The following is an 18,884-nucleotide window of genomic DNA, read 5'->3' as shown; positions in this document are numbered from 1 at the left end:
TCCCTTACCAGACGTAGGCGAGGACTTCGCCGCCCACGCCCTGGTTGGCTGCCTGACGGTCGGTGAGCAGACCCGACGACGTGGAGATGATGGCCACGCCGAGGCCGCCCAGCACCTTGGGCAGGTTGGTGGACTTTGCATACACCCGCAGACCCGGCTTCGACACGCGGCGCAGACCAGCGATGCTGCGCTCACGGCTCGGGCCGTACTTCAGGGAGACGACGAGGTTCTTGCCGATCTCCGCATCTTCGGTGCGGTAGTCGGTGATGTAGCCCTCGCGCTTGAGGATCTCGGCGATGTTCACCTTGATCTTCGACGACGGCAGGGTCACCTCGTCGTGGAACGCCGAGTTGGCGTTACGCAGACGTGTCAAGAAGTCTGCGATCGGGTCAGTCATGGTCATGGTTGACCGTCAACCTTTCTCGTAGCGGTTCCCATACAGCGCCGGACGCGGGAAAATGATCCCTGACCTGCGGTGGGCCTTCCACGAAGTGGATAGTTGTGCATAAGGTTCTCGCCGCCGATGCCCTTGGCTCTTCACCGGCACCGGCGACTATTCTGTTGTGATGGCGAGCCCGCAGAGCGCAGGCAACCGTTCAAGTGTAGAGAATTGGCTGGCCAGACCCAAATCGCTGCGGGATGGTCCTCGCGGGGGGTGTTGGCGGGCTCGGGTCACCGGGTTTCGATACGCGCCGGCTCGCAAGCTCGCGCGGCGCTACTCAACCAGCAGAAGTACCCCACCCCCACCGGCGATGAACTCGCGCGGCGCTACTCAACCAGCAGGTGGGGTGCTCCAGCGGCGATCGGCCACCCCCACTCGCTGATCGAGTAGCCGGCGAGCGGCAGCGAGTCGGTGTATCGAGATCAACCGGCGGAGAAATCGAAGTCGTAGCGCGACGTCGGCACCACGTCGAGGTTGCGGTCGGCCCCGAACCGCACGACGCTCTCCAGCATCCGCGTCATCCGTCGCTCCAACTCCGCCTGGTCTCCCCCACTGCCGTAGAACGCGTGCATGTCGGCGACCGCGGCCATCGGGAACAGTTCCTCGACGATCGCATCGACGAGCGGGGCATCCGGGGTCAGCGGCTCGTCGACGACGTTCTGGACGTACCCGAACGTCGCCTGGGTCTCGATGGCGACCTGGGTGTGCTCCTCCAACCAGCGCCTGAGCCACTCGGCCTGGGCCAGATCACCCGGCCGGCGCAGGAAGGCGACATTCGCAAGTGCGTCGACCCGACTACCGTCACCCGGCGTCGCATACGTCAGGGGTAGGCGTTCTGTCACCGACCAGGCGGCCACTCGCGGCACCAGGTCGGCGAGGAGATCGAGCACGGGTTGCGGCGCGGGAACCCAGAAACTCACGACCGCGTCGATCGGCGGATCGAGTTCACTGATGCGCATGGCCCCCGCCACGGCGCCATCGCACAGGTTCACCTGCACCCGTTCGGCGCCGGCGCCGAGGCAGGCATCCCGGAAGTCTGCCGACAGAAACACCGACAGGTCGTCACCCCACACGGCGGCCATCATCTTCATCACCGGCACGGTAGCCGGTCGTCGAAGCCAGGTGCACCGATTCACCGAGCCACGGTTCGGCCCAGACATCTGGCATTTCGGGCACCATCGAGAACATGGATCGCCGACAGTTCCTGACCGCGGGCGCCGTGGCCGGCCTCTCCGTGTGGGTGGCCTCGTGCGCGGATGCCGACCAGACCGCGGCGCCGTCCACTCCCCCGTCCTCGCCCGATCCGGCGACACCTGCCGCACCGGCAACAGAACCCACGGTTTCCGGCGTCGTCGCCGAGGGACTGAACGTGCCGTGGGCGATCGCCTTCCTACAGGACGGCTCCGCACTGGTGACCCAGCGCGACGACGCCACGATCGTGCGGGTCTCCCCGAGCGGCGACGTCGCGACGGTCGGTGACGTGTCCGATGCGGCCCCCCGCGGCGAAGGAGGTCTGCAAGGCATCGCACTCGCACCGGACGAGAGTGCGGTCTTCGTCTATTACACGACCGAGAACGACAACCGACTGGTCCGCATGGACTTCGACGGCAACCGGGTCTCGAATCCACGCCCGCTGATCACCGGCCTCGACATGGCGTTCAATCACCACGGCGGCCCCATCGTCCGGGGACCGGACGGCTACCTCTACGTCGCCGTCGGCGATGCGGCCGAACCTGATGTCGCCCAGGATGTCAACGCGCTGAACGGCAAGATCCTCCGGGTCGACGACGACGGCCGACCGGCGCCGGACAACCCGTTCGACAACGAGGTCTGGTCGATGGGCCACCGGAACAACGAGGGGCTGGCGTTCGACGCCTCGGGTCGGTTGTGGGCCAGCGAGTTCGGACAGGACCGGCGCGACGAACTGAACCTGATCGAACGGGGCGGCAACTACGGCTGGCCCGAGTTCGAGGGCGAGTCCGACGATCCCCGCTTCATCTCCCCGGCCGTCACCTGGTCGACGGATGAGGCCTCTCCCGCAGGGCTCGCGATCATCGGTGGCACCGCCTACATGGCGGCATTGCGGGGGCGGCGACTGTGGACGATCCCGCTCGGCGACGGATCGACGAGCGCCGTGGGGGAACCGCGCAGCCAGTTCACGGACACCTACGGACGCCTCCGTGCCGTCGCCGCGGCGCCCGACGGTTCGTTGTGGGTGAGCACCAGCAACACCGACGGGCGCGGGCGTCCGGCCACCGGCGACGATCGCATTCTGCGGGTCACGGTGTAGTCGCGCCGGTCGACACGTATCACTTCGACCGGAAACCGCGCTCGTGGCCGGAATCGGTGCCAGAGTTGACGGTATGGACGCCACGCACCTGCCCGAACTGGTCGACCAACTTCTCACCTCTGCGCATTCCGCTCGCAGCGGCCGGGCCGCGCAGACGCTCTACGGCAGCGCCGACCACCGACTGCGCCAGACCGTCATCGCTCTCGTCGCCGGAAACCGGCTCACCGATCACGAGAGTCCCGGCGAGGCAAGCCTTCAGGTTCTCCGCGGCCACGTCACGCTCACCACCGCGAACGGGGACTGGGAAGGTGTCGACGGGGACCTGGTGGTGATTCCGCCCGAACGTCACGGACTTGCCGCGCAACAGGATTCCGCCGTGCTGCTGACCGTGGTGACGGGCTGACCCCAGACCGCGACAAACCTCACACACGCCCAAAGACGATGTGAGCTCATCACGTTCACGCACTGAATTCCCGCATTTCACGAAACGGAGACCGAACACTCGTATCGTCGGGACATGGCCCGATCATCGGGGGTGGACGGTGAAGCGGCGAAGGCTCTGTTGGACATCGGCAGATTCTTCACCCGGTGGGACGAGACGGACGACGGCCGTGCGGTGTTCCGTCGCGGCGGGCGCGCCGGCGACGTCTTCTATCGCGACCGGTGGAGCCACGACAAGGTGGTCCGATCGACCCACGGAGTCAATTGCACCGGATCGTGTTCCTGGAAGGTCTATGTCAAGGACGGGATCATCACCTGGGAGACCCAGGAGACCGACTACCCGTCCGTCGGGCCAGATCGGCCCGAGTACGAGCCGCGGGGATGTCCACGGGGCGCGGCCTTTTCGTGGTACACCTACTCGCCCACCCGCGTCCGGTACCCATACGCCCGCGGCGTCCTGGTGGAGATGTTCCGGGAAGCCAAGGGGCGCCTGGGGGATCCGGTCCTGGCGTGGGCCGACGTGGTCGGCGACCCGCTACGCCGGCGCTCCTACCAACAGGCCCGCGGCAAAGGCGGTCTCGTGCGTGTCTCCTGGGACGAGGCCATCGAGATAGCCGCCGCCGCACACGTCCACACCATCAAGACCTACGGTCCCGACCGATGCACCGGTTTCTCGCCGATCCCGGCGATGTCGATGGTGTCGCACTGCGTGGGCACCCGGTTCATCCAGCTGATCGGCGGCGTGATGACGTCGTTCTACGACTGGTACGCCGACCTCCCGGTCGCCAGCCCGCAGGTCTTCGGCGACCAGACCGACGTCCCGGAATCCGGCGACTGGTGGGACGCGACATATCTGATGATGTGGGGCTCCAATGTGCCGGTCACCCGCACGCCGGACGCGCACTGGATGGCCGAGGTGCGCTATCGCGGGACCAAGGTCGTCACGGTCAGCCCCGACTACGCCGACAACACCAAGTTCGCCGACGAGTGGTTGCCCGCGCAGGCCGGAACCGATGCTGCGCTGGCCATGGCGATGGGTCACGTGATCCTCACCGAGTTCTTCGTCGCGCGGCGCACGCCGTTCTTCGACGACTACGTCCGCACGTACACCGACCTGCCGTTCCTGATCCACCTCGATGAGCACGACGGCGGCGAGAGCGTCGGCGCGACATACGTTCCCGGGAAGTTCGTGACCGCCGACGAGGTGACCGAGAGCGTCGCGGACGAGGACGTCTGGAAAACCGTCCTGCTGGACGAGAGCACCGGTGAGCCTGTGGTTCCCAACGGGTCCATGGGTTTCCGGTACGCCGAGTCCGGCATCGGGCGCTGGAATCTCGACCTCGAGGGCGTGACCCCCGCTCTCAGCCTGTACGGCGACGACGCCGAGCCGGTGGAGGTGTCGTTCCCCGCCTTCGACTCCCCCGACGGCAGCGGTACCGTGCTGCGGCGGGGTGTGCCCGCCCGGCGCCTCCGGGGCCACCTGGTCACCACGGTGTTCGACCTGATGCTCGCGCAGTACGGGGTGGCCCGCGACGGTCTGCCCGGCGAGTGGCCGAGCGGCTACGACGACGCCACCATCCCGTACACCCCTGCCTGGCAGGCCGAGATCACCAGCGTGCCGGCCGAGGCCGCGATCCGGGTCGCACGTGAGTTCGCGACCAACGCCGACGAGTCCGACGGCCGCTCGATGATCATCATGGGTGCCGGCATCTGCCAGTGGTTCCACGGGGACGCGACCTATCGGGCCATCTTGTCGCTGCTCATCCTCACCGGATGTATGGGCCGCAACGGCGGCGGGTGGGCACACTACGTCGGCCAGGAGAAGTGCCGGCCGATCACCGGCTGGATATCCCTGGCCAACGCGTTGGACTGGACCCGGCCGCCGCGCACCATGACCGGGACCTCCTACTGGTACATGCATACCGACCAGTGGCGCAACGACGGCTACTCCACCGGGTCACTGACCTCTCCGCTCGCCCGCGGCGTACTCGGTGAGCAGCACACCGCCGACGCCATCGCGCAGGCGGCACGTCTGGGTTGGATGCCGTTCTACCCCCAGTTCTCCGCCAACCCGCTCGACGTCGCCGCGGCGGCCGACGCCGCAGTCGGGGACGGCACCGCCGAGAACGTGGGAAGCTATGTGGCGCAACAACTCACCTCAGGCGAGTTGACCCCGGCGATCTCCGACATCGACGCCCCGGAGAACTGGCCCCGCACGTTGGTGCTCTGGCGCTCCAATCTGATGGGGTCGTCGGCGAAGGGCAACGAGTACTTCCTCCGCCATCTGCTGGGCACCCACCACAACGTGCTCGGCGACGAGAATCCCAACACGCCGCGCCCCCGCGACGTCACCTGGCACGACGAGGCACCGGAGGGCAAGCTCGACCTGCTGATGTCGGCCGACTTCCGGATGACGTCGACCACGCTGCTGTCCGACGTGGTGTTCCCCGCCGCCACCTGGTACGAGAAACACGATCTGTCCTCGACCGACATGCATCCGTTCGTGCACGCCTTCTCACCGGCGATCGACCCGCCGTGGGAGGCCAAGACCGACTTCGAGATGTTCCACCTGCTGGCGCAGAAGTTGTCCGATCTGGCGCGCACCCATCTCGGCGTGCGCCGCGACCTGGTCAGCGTGCCGTTGCAACACGACACCCCCGGCGAGACCGCCCAACCGCACGGCCGGGTGATGGATTGGTGGCACGGCGATGCGCCGGCGCGACCGGGTCGCAACATGCCGGTCTTCAGTGTCGTCGAGCGCGACTACACGGCGATCGCCGACAAACTCGCCGCGATCGGACCGCTGGCCGACTCGTTGGGTTTCACCGTCAAGAACATCACCTACGACCTGCCCGAGCAGACGGCGAAACTCGCCGACTCCAACGGGGTCATGCTCGGCGGTGCCGCCGACGGCCGTCCGGCGATCGACACCGACGAGAAGCTCGCCGAGGCGATCCTGACGCTGTCCGGGACCACCAACGGCGAACTGGCCGTCAACGGATTCCGCAAACTCCAGCAGCGCGTGGGCTTCCTGCTCGACGACCTGGCCCGGGGTTCCGAGGAGAAGCGGGTTCGGTTCGCCGACACGCAGCAGGCGCCCGTGCCGGTGATCACCTCCCCGGAGTGGTCCGGATCGGAGACCGGCGGTCGCCGCTACGCGCCGTTCACGGTGAACATCGAGCGCCTCAAGCCTTTTCACACGCTGACCGGCCGGATGCACTTCTACCTCGATCACGACTGGATGATCGACATCGGCGAGTCGCTGCCCATCTATCGTCCGCCGCTGGACATGCATCGCCTCTTCGGCGAACCGAAGTTGGGGCCGGATGGGAGCAAGCAGATCACGGTCCGCTACCTGACCCCGCATTCCAAATGGTCGATCCACTCCGAGTATCAGGACAACCTCTTCATGCTGTCGCTGTCGCGGGGCGGGCCCACCGCCTGGCTCAGCCCCGATGACGCGGCCTCGATCGACGTGTCCGACAACGACTGGATCGAATGCGTCAACGCCAACGGCGTCATCGTGTGCCGAGCGATCGTGAGTCACCGCATGCCTGCGGGGGTGTGTTACGTCCATCATGCCCAGGAACGCACGATCGACGTCCCGAAGTCGGAGGCGACCGGGCGTCGCGGCGGCATCCACAACTCGGTCACCAGGCTGCTGGTCAAGCCCAGCCACATGATCGGCGGTTACGCCCAACTGTCGTACGCCTTCAACTATCTGGGCCCGGCAGGCAACCAGCGCGACATGGTCTCGACGATTCGCAAGCGGAGCCAGGAGGTGACCTACTGATGCGCGTGATGGCCCAGATGGGCATGGTGATGAACCTGGACAAGTGCATCGGATGCCACACCTGTTCGGTGACCTGCAAGCAGGCCTGGACCAATCGGGCGGGTACCGAGTACGTGTGGTTCAACAATGTGGAAACGCGCCCGGGGCAGGGCTATCCGCGACGATACGAGGATCAGGAGCAGTGGCGCGGCGGTTGGACGCTGAACAAGCGGGGCCGGCTGCGGTTGCGCACCGGGGGTCGCCTGCAGAAGTTGTTGACGCTGTTCGCCAGTCCCGTCCAACCGACTCTCGACGACTATTACGAGCCGTGGACCTATGACTACCAGACGCTGGTGGACGCACCACTCGGCGACGACTTCCCCGTCGCCCGCCCGAAGTCGCTGATCACCGGCGAGGACACCAAGGTCACCTGGTCGGCGAACTGGGACGACAATCTCGGCGGCGCACCGGAGATGGGTGCGCTGGACCCGATCGTGGCGAAGCTGCGACGCGAGTCCGAGGATGCGATCAAGTTCAGCTTCGAACAGACCTTCATGTTCTACCTGCCGCGGATCTGCGAACACTGCCTCAACCCGTCCTGCATGGCGTCGTGCCCCTCCGGAGCGATCTACAAGCGATCCGAGGACGGCATCGTGCTGGTCGACCAGGACCGGTGTCGTGGCTGGCGACAGTGCATCACCGGCTGTCCTTACAAGAAGATCTACTTCAATCACAAATCCGGCAAGGCCGAGAAGTGCACCTTCTGCTATCCGCGGGTGGAGGTCGGGCTACCCACCGTGTGCTCGGAGACGTGCGTCGGGCGGCTGCGCTACCTGGGTCTGTTCCTCTACGACGCCGACGCCGTCACCGATGCGGCATCGACCCCCGACGAACAGGACCTCTACCGGGCCCAACTCGACCTCATGCTCGATCCGGAAGATCCCGAGGTCATCAAGGCGGCACGCGCACAGGGCATCCCGGACGACTGGCTGGACGCGGCACGTCGGTCACCGGTGTACGCGCTCGCCAAGAAGTACCGTGTCGCACTGCCCCTGCATCCGGAGTACCGCACCATGCCGATGGTCTGGTACGTGCCGCCGCTCTCACCGATCGTCGATCTGCTCACCGAACAGGGCCACGACGGCGAGAGTCACCGAAATCTGTTCGGCGCCATCGACAGTCTGCGCATCCCGGTCGACTACCTCGCCGAGCTCTTCACCGCGGGCGACACCGCGGTCATCGAGAACGTGCTGCGCACACTCGCGGCGATGCGCGCCTACATGCGCGATGTCACGCTGGGCCGCGAGCTCGACGCGTCGATCCCCGCAGCGGTCGGGATGAGCGAGGAGCAGATCTACCGCATGTACCGGTTGATGGCGATCGCCAAGTACGACGAGCGGTACGTGATCCCCACGGCTCACCTCGAGCAGGCACACGATCTCGAGGAGATGGGTTGCTCGCTGGACTACGACGACGGACCGGGAATGTTCGAGTCGTCGGCGTTCGGAGAGGCCAGCGGCCGCCCGGCACCGGTGTCCGTGGAGACGTTCCACGCTCTGAAGCAACGCCAGACCACCGACACCGCAGCCGGTTCCGAGACATTGGCCGGACGCACCAATCTGCTGAACTGGGACGGCAACGGTGCACCCGACGGCCTGTTCCCGCGGCGATCGGAACGCACATGAGGCTGCGGCGATCTCGCGGTGCGGACCGGGCGGTGATCCACCAGGCGGCGTCGGTGTGCCTGAGCTATCCCGACGACGACGTGCTCGCGATGATGCCATTGCTGGACGCCGCGCTCGCCGAGCAACCCGTCGACGACGCCGCCTCGTCTGCGCTCCGCGAGTTCGTCGCGTACGTCCGCGAGTCCGATCCGATGCCGTTGCGGCAGCAGTACATCGACACATTCGACCTCTCCCGCGAGCACACCCTCTATCTCAGTTACTGGTCGGCAGGCGACACCCGCCGTCGCGGCGCGGTGCTCGGCGAGTTCAAACAGCGATACCGCGACGGTGGGTTCCTCGTCGACCTGCGCGGCGAACTGCCCGACCATCTGCCGATCGTGTTGGAGTTCGCCGCGCGCGTCGACCCGCGTGCCGGCACCGACCTCCTCACCGAACACCGGCAGGCGCTCGAACTGTTACGCCTCTCGCTCATCGAACAACAGAGCCAGTACGCGCAGGTCGTCGCCGCCGTCTGTACCACGCTGCCCGGGGTCTCGCCGACCGACCGGCAGGCGGTGATGGCGATGCGTGACGCGCCCACGCCGATCGAGACCGTGGGGCTCGAGCCATTCGACCCCCGCCTCCTGCCGATCTCACCCAACCCCGTTGCACCCGAGTCGATGTCGCGAGCGAGGTGACCTGAATGGACGTGCTGCTGTGGGGGGTGCTGCCATACGTCACGCTGCTGTTGCTGATCGGCGGCACCATCTGGCGCTACCGCTACGACAAGTTCGGTTGGACCACACGCTCATCCGAGCTGTACGAGTCCCGTCTGCTGCGCATCGGATCCCCGCTGTTCCATTTCGGCATCCTCGTCGTGATCATCGGGCACGCAATGGGTCTGGTCATCCCGGAAAGGTGGACCGACGCGATCGGCGTGTCCGAGCACATGTACCACATCGTCGCGGCCGGCTTCGGCCTCGTCGCCGGTGTCGCCACCCTCGGCGGGCTGGCCATCCTCATCTATCGCCGCCGGCGAACCGGGCCGGTGTTCATGGCGACCACCGCCAACGACAAAGTGATGTACGTCGTCCTGACCGCCGCGCTGGTGCTGGGCGTCTACATCACCCTCATCGGGACATTGCCCGACGCCGAGGGCGTGAACTACCGGGAGACCGTCTCCCCGTGGTTCCGGTCGATCTTCCTGCTGCAACCCGACATCGACGCGATGAACGCGGCCCCGTTCCGGTTCCACATCCACGTCCTGGTCGGGATGCTCGTGTTCGCCATGGTGCCGTTCACCCGGCTCGTCCACGCCTTCACCGCGCCGGTGCACTACCTGTTCCGGCCCTACATCGTCTACCGGAGCCGCGACGTCGCCGACGCACCCGGCAGCCGTTCGTCCCGGCCCGGTTGGGCTCCCGTCGGAACGAAGGATCGTCAACGATGACACCCACGAAAGACCCGCAACGATGACCACCACGACCAGCAATCCCGCCGCACTCAAATCGGGCCAGAGTGTGAACCTCGCGCTGGCCACACTGGCGTTCTGCATCAGCTTCTGGGCGTGGAACCTGATCGCACCCCTCGGCGTCCGCTACGCCGAGATCATGAACCTGTCGTCGACCGAGAAATCGATCCTGGTCGCGATACCCATCGTCGTCGGCTCCGTCGGGCGCATCCTCACCGGCGCGCTCACCGACCGCTACGGCGGCCGGCTCATGTTCCCGGTGCTGCTGGTCGCAACCGCACCGTTCGTCGTACTCGTCGCCGTCGCAGGAGAACTCGGTTCCTACCCGATGATGCTCGTCATCGGCTTCTTCCTCGGCATCTCCGGCACGACGTTCGCCGTGGGCATCCCCTTCGTGAACGCCTGGTACGAACCGTCCAAACGTGGATTCGCGACCGGCATCTTCGGCGCGGGCATGGGCGGAACCGCGCTGTCGGCGTTCTTCACCCCGCGATTCGTCGACTGGTTCGGCTACGTCACCACACACGTCATCGTCGCGGTGGCGCTGGTCGCGGTGGCGGTCATCGTGTGGATGTTCATGCACGACTCCCCCGTATGGCAACCCAACCGCGCCGCGGTGACACCCAAGTTGGTTGCCGCCGCGAAACTTCCGATCACCTGGCAGATGTCGTTCCTGTACGCGGCGACGTTCGGTGGGTTCGTCGCGTTCTCCACCTATCTGCCGACCTACCTCAAGGACGTCTACGACTTCGATCTGCAGGCCGCCGGCACCCGAACCGCGGGCTTCGCACTCGCCGCGGTGATCGCACGCCCGATCGGCGGCGTCTTCTCGGACCGCTTCGGTCCGCGCATGATCACCTTCATCTCGTGCGCCGGCGCTGCGGTGCTCGCGATCTGGATGATCACCGAGCCTCCGCTCGAACTCCCCGCCGGTCTCAACTTCGTGTTGATGGCAGCGTGTATGGGCCTCGGCTCCGGCTCGGTGTTCACCTGGGTGGCGCAGGCCGCACCGGCCGAACGGGTCGGATCCGTCACCGGCATCGTCGGCGCCGCCGGCGGGCTCGGCGGCTTCTTCCCGCCGATGGTGATGGGCGCGACCTACAACGCCGAGGAACACAGCTACACGATCGGTCTCGCGCTACTGGTGGTGTTCGCGACCGGCGCGGCGCTGTTCACGCTCTTCGGGATCAAGAAGCGGGCGGTCCGCGAGTCGCCGACGGACGGGTCACCCGCTCCCTGAGCCCGGCGCGTGCGGAGGGTGCCTCCACGGAGCCCTTCGTGGCTCGTCGCTTGCGCTCCTCGCACCTCAGGGACCGGTGGGCGGCTCGTCGCTTGCGCTCCTCGCGCCTCAGGCGCCGGTGGACCGTGGGACGCTCCGTGCCGATGAGCCGCTGTCGGCGCGAAGCGATATATTCCTCACCGATGAAGCCTGTTCCCCCGCCACCGACGGTCGAGGACCGGCTATCGGAACACACCGCGCGACGCGACTGGATCGCCGGTGCCGCACGGACGGGCCGGGTGGTGCGGCTGGTCGACGTGCACCGCGCAGACATCGATGCCCTGATCGCCGACGTCGGGCGCGATCTTCCGGTGATCCTGGCCTACTGTGGCCCGCGGTCGCTGTCGGCCCGTGGCGTCGTCGAGGAGATCCTCGACGCGATCGAGCAGATCGTGGTGTCCACGGCACCCGCATGGCTGGGCTACGACGCATCCGTGGGCATCGACGTCGCCGACGCCGAGGACCGCGCCCGCGACCTGGCCGCGATCGGGGCCGACCATCGGCCCTTCGTCGTCGAACTGGCCCGGGCGGCAGCGACCGGATCACCGTGCCGCTCGCATCAGTCACCCGAGCTCCGCGCCCGCGGCCTGGTCCGGCTCCTGCGCCACGGATATGGCCGCGACACCGTGGTCCTCGCCGTCACCGCTCCCCCGGACCTCGACCGGACCACCCAGGACGTCGTGGCCGCAGGCGTCGGCTGGGTCGCCGAGCACGGCGACCTCCCGGTATGGCTACCGGCCGACACCCTCCCCGACGTGACCCGATGCTCGACGGTCCGCGGCCGTCTCCGCTCATCGCCGGTGGCCCCGTCGGGGCCCGTTTCCGAACCAGATGAGCCTGCGCCGCAGGTGATGTCCGCCAGCCGGCTCGAGGGCATGCCTGCTCCGCACAGCATCGCCGAGCAGACGTTGGAGCGCGCCCTGCGGCGCCATCCGTGGGCCCGCGACCGGCAATGGAACCGCCGGCTCGACGACATCGATCCGATGGCGCCGACGGCGATCGTGGACGTGCACTGGCCACGTGCCCGGGTGGTCGTCGAGGTCGACGGTGACGACCACCGGCAGCCCGGCAAATACGCCGCCGACCGCGCCCGGGACAACATGCTGCAACGTCACGGGTTCATCGTGCTCCGCTACCCGAATGCGCAGGTCCTCACCGATGTCGGACTCGTGGTCGACGAGATCCGCCATGTCCTCGCCGACCGTGTTGCGTCGGCACCCGTCCCACACCCGGTCACCCGTCCGAGGAGTCATTGACGTTGGAACACGTGTCGCTCACGCCATCACAGAGTGCGGTCCTGTTCGTCCTCATGTCGCAGGCCCGTGACGTGCCCAATCCGGAATTGCGGGCACTGGCACCCGAACTGACGAAGAAGAGCCGCGAGACATTGAACGACCTCGGACTCATCGACTCGGCGAAAGGGCCGCGCAACAGCTTCGTACACACCCTCACCGACCGCGGGTGGGCCTGGTGCGCACGAGAACTCACCGAAGCACCGCCGAAGGGTGCGCAGCCACCGATCCGGGCGCTGTACGCGGTCATGGCCGGTGTCGGACGATATCTCACCGCCGAGGATCTCCGTCTCCACGAGGTGTTCCGGGCAGAGGTATTCCGGGCAGAGGTGTTCCGGGCTGGGGCGACTCCGCTTACCGAGCAGAAGGCGGCATCGCCGCTCGAGGAACGTATCCGCGGCGCGTACGCGGAACTGGCCGCCCGACCCGGCGCCTGGGTCACCCTGTCGGCCCTGCGCGCCGGACTCGACGACGTCGACGCGGCCACTCTCGACAGCGCGTTGGTGAACCTGCAGCGCGCACCGGGGGTCAGCCTGATCCCGCAGGAGGATCGTGCGCTGCTCACCGACGCCGACCGTGCGGCGGCCGTCATCGTGGGCACCCAGGCGTGCCACCTCTTTGCCATCGAGGAGCTGTGATGGACGAAACGACCCGCCAGGCAATGGAATCGATCCGGCTCGACTGGGCCGCGACACCCGACGACGTGTGGGGGCCGCAGGCACCGCTGCATGTGCCGGGCCTGCATGAGCCCATCGTCGGCGACATCATGCGGGCGTTCGCCGATGCACAACGCAGCAAGGCCGCCAGTCCGCTCGGTGTCGCCGTGCGCGGTCCCGCCGGTGCCGGCAAGACGCATCTGCTCGGGCAGGTCCGCGAACGCGTACAGGACGCCGGCGGCTACTTCTTCCTGGTGAAGCTCCTCGACGGCGAGGACTTCTGGCGCTCGGTCCTCGTCGCCATGTTGGAGGATCTCAGCCGGCCCACCCCGACGCACCGCTCTCAGCTGGCGCAGCTGCTCGATCACCTCGGACGCGCCACCGGCGTCGGCCCGGACGACCTCTCGGCGGTCACAGGCGAGGTCGCCGTCACACCCGAGATCCTCAACCGGTACGTGACCACTGTCTACACCACGCACTCACGCCACCGACGGCGCTCCCAGCACATCCTGCGTGCGCTGGTGTTGACCGAAGCCGACGACTTCGCCACCAAGGACCTCGGCGAGGCGTTTCTGCATCTCGACGTCGACGACGGAGAAGAGCTGGCGGAGTGGGGTATCCGCAATGCTCGACTCGGCTATCAGGAGATCGTCGAGAACATCTCGCGCATCATCGCGTTCGACGGCGCGACCGTCCTCGCCATCGATCAGATCGACACGTTGATCGAGGCGGCGAAGTCGGAGAACCGGCACGACGAGAACTCCGTGGAGAAGGTCGCCCACGGACTGATGTCGATCCGCGAGACGATGAGCCGGACCGCGGCGGTGGTCTCGTCGATCACCGCGGCGTGGGAGTATCTGGAAGCCAATGTCATGGCGTCGGCGATGGACCGCTTCCGCCAACCACCGCGCCTGCAGCGTCCCGGTTCGGCGGATTTCGGCCGGGCGTTGCTGGCCAAACGTTTCGCGCCTTGCTTCGCCGAGGCCGACTTCACACCGCCGTATGCGACATGGCCGGTGACCGATACCGCGCTGGCCGCGTCGGTCGACTTCACGCCCCGGGAACTGATGCGGACCGTGGACCGCCACATCGGGGCATGTCTGCGCGCCGACGTCTTCCGCGAGATGGCGTCGTTGACCACCGACACGCCGGTCGAGACGATACCCACCGACGACGAGAAACCGGAACTGGCACAACTCGATCAGCGCTTCGCGGAGCTGCTCGCGGCGGCCGATCCGTCCCTCGCCCTGACGCCGGAGTCGGAGGATCAGACCGTGCCGGCTCTGTTGCAGGCCGGGTTTGCCTCCTGGATCGAGGCACTCGGCGACACCGGCGATGCCTTCCGCCAGGACCCCAAGCCCAGTCCCAAAGCCGTGCTCCACGGACGGATCGCGCGGATTCTCGATCCCGAGACCGATGCCGAGGAATCGTGGAGCTTCCGGGCCGTCTCGGCCACGCACCCACGCTCGGTGCAGGCCCGTCTCGCCAACGCGACGACCGCCGCCGGGCTGTCGCTCGGCAGCGCCGCACGCACCCTGGTCATCCTCCGCCGCGGCCCCTGGCCGTCGGGGGCCAAGACCGCGGAGATGGTCACCGAACTCCACCAGCGGGGTGGACGGGTCGTCGCCTGGACCGACGACGACATCACGATCCTCACCGCACTCGCGCGGATACGTTCGGAGCGTTCGGAATTCCTCAGCGAATGGACCGCCCGCCGAAACCCCGCCGCTCGAGTCGGTTTCATCGCGGAGATCCTCGAGCCCGCCGCGCGCGCCGTCCCGCCTGCCGCAACGGTCGACGACCTCGTCCGGACCGACCAGCCGGCGCGACACGAACGGCCACGGGGCCGTTCCGCCGTCACGCCCGATCGCAGCGGCGACCGCTACGCGGTGTCCGCGCTCAGCGAGTCGGCCACGAGTGTCGTGCTCGGCGCCGCCGCACGGCCACCTGCGCCGATCATCGGTGGCGATGCCGACGCCGGGACGATCACCGTGGGTGCGGAGGTCGGGTCCGGACGTCCGGTCACCATCGCACTCGAGGCCCTGCGCAAACACACCTCGATCTTCGCCGGGTCCGGCTCCGGCAAGACCGTCCTGATCCGACGGATCATCGAAGAATGTGCGCTGCAGGGTGTCTCGTCGATCGTGTTGGACGTGAACAACGATCTGTCGCGGCTCGGCTCGGCATGGCCGGACGACGAGCGCACGTGGGCCGACGACGCGGAACGCGACAAGGCCGCCGACTACATCGCCGGGACCGAGGTCGCCGTGTTCACCCCGGGCCGTTCGTCGGGCCGTCCGTTGAGCTTTCGCCCGCTCCCGGATCTGAGTGAGGTCGCCGACGACGCAGACGAGTTCGAGGCAGCCGTGGAAGCGGCGACGGCCGGACTCATCCCCCGGGCGATGGTCGGCGGCAAGACCGCCAAGGCCACGCAGTCACGGGCCGTGTTGATGGACTCTCTGCGCTATTTCGGTCGACGACACTCCGGCGGGATCGTCGAGTTCATCGACCTGCTGACGGACCTGCCCGACGACGTCAGCGGGCTGCGGGAGGCGCGCCGCTATGCCGCCGAGATGGCCGAGAACCTCAAGGCCGCACGCGCATACGACCCGCTCTTCGGCGGCACCGGAGCACCCGCGGACCCCGCGATCCTGCTCACGCCGTCTCCGGGGTATCGCGCCCGCGTCTCGGTGATCAACCTCTCCGCGTTGGCCAGCGATGACAAGAGACAGAACTTCGTCAACGAACTGCAGATGGCGCTGTTCGCGTGGATCAAGAAGCACCCCGCCGAGGGGCGGCCGCTCGGCGGACTCTTCGTGATGGACGAAGCGCAGAACTATGCGCCCGCCGACCGTGGCACCGCCTGCCTGCAGAGCACGTTGGCGTTGGTGTCGCAGGCACGCAAGTACGGACTCGGCCTGGTGTTCGCGACGCAGGCACCCAAGGGTCTCAACGCCAAGATCCCCGGCAATTCCGCCACGCAGTTCTTCGGCATGCTCAACGCACCTGTGCAGATCGCGACCGCGCAGGAGATCGCCCGCGCGAAGGGCAGTTCGATCGGCGACGTCGGGCGCCTGAGCACCGGCGTGTTCTACGTCGCGCGCGAGGGTGCCGGGTTCACCAAGGTGACGACCCCGCTCTGCTTGAGTCATCACCCGCCGAGTCCGCCCACCGAGGACGAGGTGGTCGGGATCGCGCAGCGATCGGCGGGCTGATCCGCGCTGCGCCGATGGCTCGTCTCCGTCGGTCGCTTGGAGTCGGATGAACCTGTCGGACCCGCCTGGTCTACTGGATCGCACCTTCGAACAAAGGAGCGAACATGTCGGACCACGCCGCCGCGATCCGGGGGTTGCCGCGCTGGCATCCCGAGCCACTCGTCCAGGACACACTGCACCGCATACGCGCGTACGGGTGGTCGGTCACCTCGGTGTCGGAGTTGTGCGCCGAGTGTGCGGACAAATGTGAACCGCCCGACTGCGCCTTCGCCTACTCGACCGGACTGACTCTGCATTCCATCCCCGAGCTCATCGTCTACGGTCTCGATGCCGCGACCTCGGCGGCGGTGATCAACGAACTCGGGGATGTGTTGCATCGGTGCGACTGGACCGAACTCGTACAGGCCGGCACGGAGATCTGCGTCGGCGTGTTGGACGTACCGGTCCGCCTCGTCGAGCTGATCGACAAGGACGACATGAGCATCAGCAACGTCCTGTTCCCCGATGCGCCGGCGCTACAGGTGGTGTGGCCCGACGACTGGGGCCGATTCCCGTGGGATGAGGACTATGCGCTCGAGCCGGTGCATCAGCCGGTGAAGGGCGTTCTCCCCGATCCCGAGGCCCGAGTCGTCGGCCGCCGCGTCATCTCGCGCAGTCAGGGGCCGAATCGACGGGAACGTCGGCGCCGCAAACCGACTGCCGGATAACACGATCGGCCCCACCTCCGTCGCGGAGGTGGGGCCGATCGTCAGATCTGCGATTCCGTTGTCGCCACGCCCGTGTGGCGTGCGTGCCGTACTACGGAATCGGAGGTGTCACCAGCTGGACTTCTGCACACCCGGGAGCTCACCGGCGTGTGCCATGTCGCGCAGGCACACACGGCACAGACCGAACTTGCGGAACACCGAGTGCGGACGGCCGCACTTGTTGCACCGGGTGTAGGCCCGCACGGCGAACTTGGGCTTCTTGTTGGCCTTGTTGACCAGAGCCTTCTTTGCCATCAGTTGTCCTTCACGGAGTTGTCTTTGAACGGGAAGCCCAGGTGACGCAGCAGCGCACGGCCTTCCTCGTCGGTGGTCGCCGAGGTCACGACGGTGATGTCCATACCGCGCGGCCGGTCGATCTTGTCGATGTTGATCTCGTGGAACATCGACTGCTCGTTGAGGCCGAACGTGTAGTTGCCGTTGCCGTCGAACTGGCGGTCCGAGAGGCCACGGAAGTCGCGGATACGCGGAAGGGCGATGGACACGAGACGGTCCAGGAACTCCCACATCCGGTCACCGCGCAGCGTCGCACGGGCACCGATCGGCATGCCCTCACGCAGCTTGAACTGCGCGATGGACTTGCGGGCGCGCCGGATCTCCGGACGCTGACCGGTGATCAGCGCGAGGTCCTCGACGGCACCGTTGATGAGCTTGGCGTCGCGGGCGGCGTCGCCGACACCCATGTTGACGACGACCTTGACCACGCCGGGGATCTGCATGACGTTGGCGTAGTCGAACTCGGTGTTGAGCGCGTCCTTGATCTCCTCGCGGTAGCGAGTCTTCAGGCGCGGTGGGGTCTTGATCTCAGTAGAAGTCATGATCAGATGTCCTTCCCGTTCTTGCGGGAAATACGGACCTTCTTGCCGGATTCCTCGTCCACGCGGTAGCCCACGCGGGTCGGGTTTCCGTCAGAGTCCACGACCATCACGTTCGACACGTGGATCGGGGCTTCCTGGGTCACGATGCCGCCGGAGGATGCGCCACGCTCGTTGGCCGAGGCGGCGGTGTGCTTCTTGATGCGGTTGACGCCCTCGACCAGGACTCGCTGCTCCTGCGGGAAGGCCTGGATGACCTTGCCCTTGGCGCCCTTGTCCTTGCCCGAGATGACGATCACGGTGTCACCCTTGTGCACCTTCATGTCAGATCACCTCCGGTGCCAGCGACACGATCTTCATGAACTTCTTCTCACGCAGCTCACGGCCGACCGGGCCGAAGATGCGGGTTCCGCGGGGATCGCTCTCACCGCGGAGGATGACGGCGGCGTTCTCGTCGAAACGGATGTAGCTTCCGTCCGGACGACGGCGCTCCTTGGTGGTGCGCACGATGACCGCCTTGACGACCTCTCCCTTTTTGACGTTGCCGCCCGGGATGGCGTCCTTGACAGTGGCGACGATGACGTCACCAATGCCGGCGTAGCGCCGCGAGGAACCGCCCAACACGCGGATGCAGAGGATTTCCTTCGCACCGGTGTTGTCGGCGACCCGCAGGCGAGATTCCTGCTGAATCACTCGTCAATCTCCTTGACCTGGATGTTGATGTCCGCCGGATTGCCGACCCGACGCACACGGTCCGCTGCCCACCGGACACGCGCCTGCCTG

Annotated in this window: 17 protein-coding genes; 11 read left to right on the top strand and 6 right to left on the bottom strand. The window is 67.0% G+C overall.

Translation table 11 applies throughout. The features are described 5' to 3' along the window. Positions 1-4: 4 nt before the first annotated feature. Together rpsH and V1Y59_RS00780 are read right to left on the bottom strand one after the other, a co-directional pair. Positions 5-403, bottom strand: a complete 399-nt coding sequence (rpsH, locus tag V1Y59_RS00785; protein ID WP_330432702.1) for a 30S ribosomal protein S8 — start codon at positions 401-403, stop codon at positions 5-7. 461 nt (positions 404-864) lie between these two features. Further along, complete coding sequence (locus tag V1Y59_RS00780) at positions 865-1,533, bottom strand: hypothetical protein (protein ID WP_431309070.1); 669 nt, start codon at positions 1,531-1,533, stop codon at positions 865-867. Between the two features lie 95 nt (positions 1,534-1,628). Between V1Y59_RS00780 and V1Y59_RS00775 the strand changes: the two genes are divergently transcribed. The 11 genes from V1Y59_RS00775 (at position 1,629) to V1Y59_RS00725 (ending at position 17,229) form a co-directional block, all read left to right on the top strand. Then, positions 1,629-2,732, top strand: a complete 1,104-nt coding sequence (locus V1Y59_RS00775; protein WP_330502938.1) for a PQQ-dependent sugar dehydrogenase — start codon at positions 1,629-1,631, stop codon at positions 2,730-2,732. A gap of 73 nt (positions 2,733-2,805) precedes the next feature. Next, positions 2,806-3,135, top strand: coding sequence for a cupin domain-containing protein (locus V1Y59_RS00770; RefSeq protein WP_330502937.1), 330 nt, complete (start codon positions 2,806-2,808; stop codon positions 3,133-3,135). A 114-nt stretch (positions 3,136-3,249) separates the two neighbouring features. Continuing rightward, positions 3,250-6,966 (top strand): nitrate reductase subunit alpha, encoded by a 3,717-nt coding sequence (locus V1Y59_RS00765; RefSeq protein ID WP_330502936.1) that lies wholly within the window; start codon positions 3,250-3,252, stop codon positions 6,964-6,966. After that, positions 6,966-8,630, top strand: a complete 1,665-nt coding sequence (gene narH, locus V1Y59_RS00760) for a nitrate reductase subunit beta (RefSeq protein WP_330502935.1) — start codon at positions 6,966-6,968, stop codon at positions 8,628-8,630. The genes V1Y59_RS00765 and narH overlap by 1 nt, the downstream gene beginning before the upstream one ends. Then, a complete protein-coding gene (narJ, locus tag V1Y59_RS00755; protein WP_330502934.1) occupies positions 8,627-9,307 on the top strand; it encodes a nitrate reductase molybdenum cofactor assembly chaperone in 681 nt (226 codons plus the stop codon). Before narH ends, narJ begins: the two co-directional genes overlap by 4 nt. 5 nt (positions 9,308-9,312) lie before the next feature. Continuing rightward, positions 9,313-10,059: a respiratory nitrate reductase subunit gamma gene (gene narI / locus V1Y59_RS00750; RefSeq protein ID WP_330502933.1), complete on the top strand. Its 747-nt coding sequence runs from the start codon at positions 9,313-9,315 to the stop codon at positions 10,057-10,059. A 22-nt stretch (positions 10,060-10,081) separates the two neighbouring features. Next, complete coding sequence (locus tag V1Y59_RS00745) at positions 10,082-11,320, top strand: nitrate/nitrite transporter (protein ID WP_330502932.1); 1,239 nt, start codon at positions 10,082-10,084, stop codon at positions 11,318-11,320. Positions 11,321-11,502: 182 nt separating this feature from the next. Beyond that, entirely contained in the window at positions 11,503-12,615 is a 1,113-nt protein-coding gene (locus V1Y59_RS00740; protein ID WP_330502931.1) for an endonuclease domain-containing protein, read from the top strand. An 11-nt stretch (positions 12,616-12,626) separates the two neighbouring features. Further along, a complete protein-coding gene (locus tag V1Y59_RS00735; protein WP_330502930.1) occupies positions 12,627-13,289 on the top strand; it encodes a MarR family transcriptional regulator in 663 nt (220 codons plus the stop codon). Continuing rightward, positions 13,289-16,522, top strand: coding sequence for a helicase HerA domain-containing protein (locus V1Y59_RS00730; protein ID WP_330502929.1), 3,234 nt, complete (start codon positions 13,289-13,291; stop codon positions 16,520-16,522). Before V1Y59_RS00735 ends, V1Y59_RS00730 begins: the two co-directional genes overlap by 1 nt. 104 nt (positions 16,523-16,626) lie before the next feature. Continuing rightward, complete coding sequence (locus V1Y59_RS00725) at positions 16,627-17,229, top strand: DUF4262 domain-containing protein (protein WP_330502928.1); 603 nt, start codon at positions 16,627-16,629, stop codon at positions 17,227-17,229. Positions 17,230-17,337: 108 nt separating this feature from the next. Here V1Y59_RS00725 and V1Y59_RS00720 read toward each other — a convergent pair whose 3' ends face one another. From V1Y59_RS00720 to rplN, 4 genes are read right to left on the bottom strand one after another with little or no spacing between them, the layout of a single operon-like run. Continuing rightward, positions 17,338-17,523 carry a type Z 30S ribosomal protein S14 gene (locus V1Y59_RS00720; RefSeq protein ID WP_160900647.1) on the bottom strand — a complete coding sequence of 62 codons (186 nt, stop codon included), beginning with the start codon at positions 17,521-17,523 and terminating at the stop codon, positions 17,338-17,340. Then, entirely contained in the window at positions 17,523-18,104 is a 582-nt protein-coding gene (gene rplE, locus V1Y59_RS00715) for a 50S ribosomal protein L5 (RefSeq protein WP_330432715.1), read from the bottom strand. The genes V1Y59_RS00720 and rplE overlap by 1 nt, the downstream gene beginning before the upstream one ends. Before the next feature lie 2 nt (positions 18,105-18,106). After that, the gene (gene rplX / locus V1Y59_RS00710) at positions 18,107-18,424 is read right to left on the bottom strand and encodes a 50S ribosomal protein L24 (protein WP_235724966.1); all 318 of its coding nucleotides are present in this window, start codon (positions 18,422-18,424) and stop codon (positions 18,107-18,109) included. A gap of 1 nt (position 18,425) precedes the next feature. Further along, positions 18,426-18,794 (bottom strand): 50S ribosomal protein L14, encoded by a 369-nt coding sequence (rplN, locus tag V1Y59_RS00705; RefSeq protein WP_330432716.1) that lies wholly within the window; start codon positions 18,792-18,794, stop codon positions 18,426-18,428. Positions 18,795-18,884: the final 90 nt, after the last annotated feature.

Origin of the sequence: Gordonia prachuapensis (assembly GCF_036350515.1) — a bacterium.
GTDB classification, from domain to species: Bacteria; Actinomycetota; Actinomycetes; order Mycobacteriales; family Mycobacteriaceae; genus Gordonia; species Gordonia prachuapensis.
Note: the sequence above shows the minus strand (reverse complement) of the source record. Positions and strands in the feature narration are given on the sequence as shown.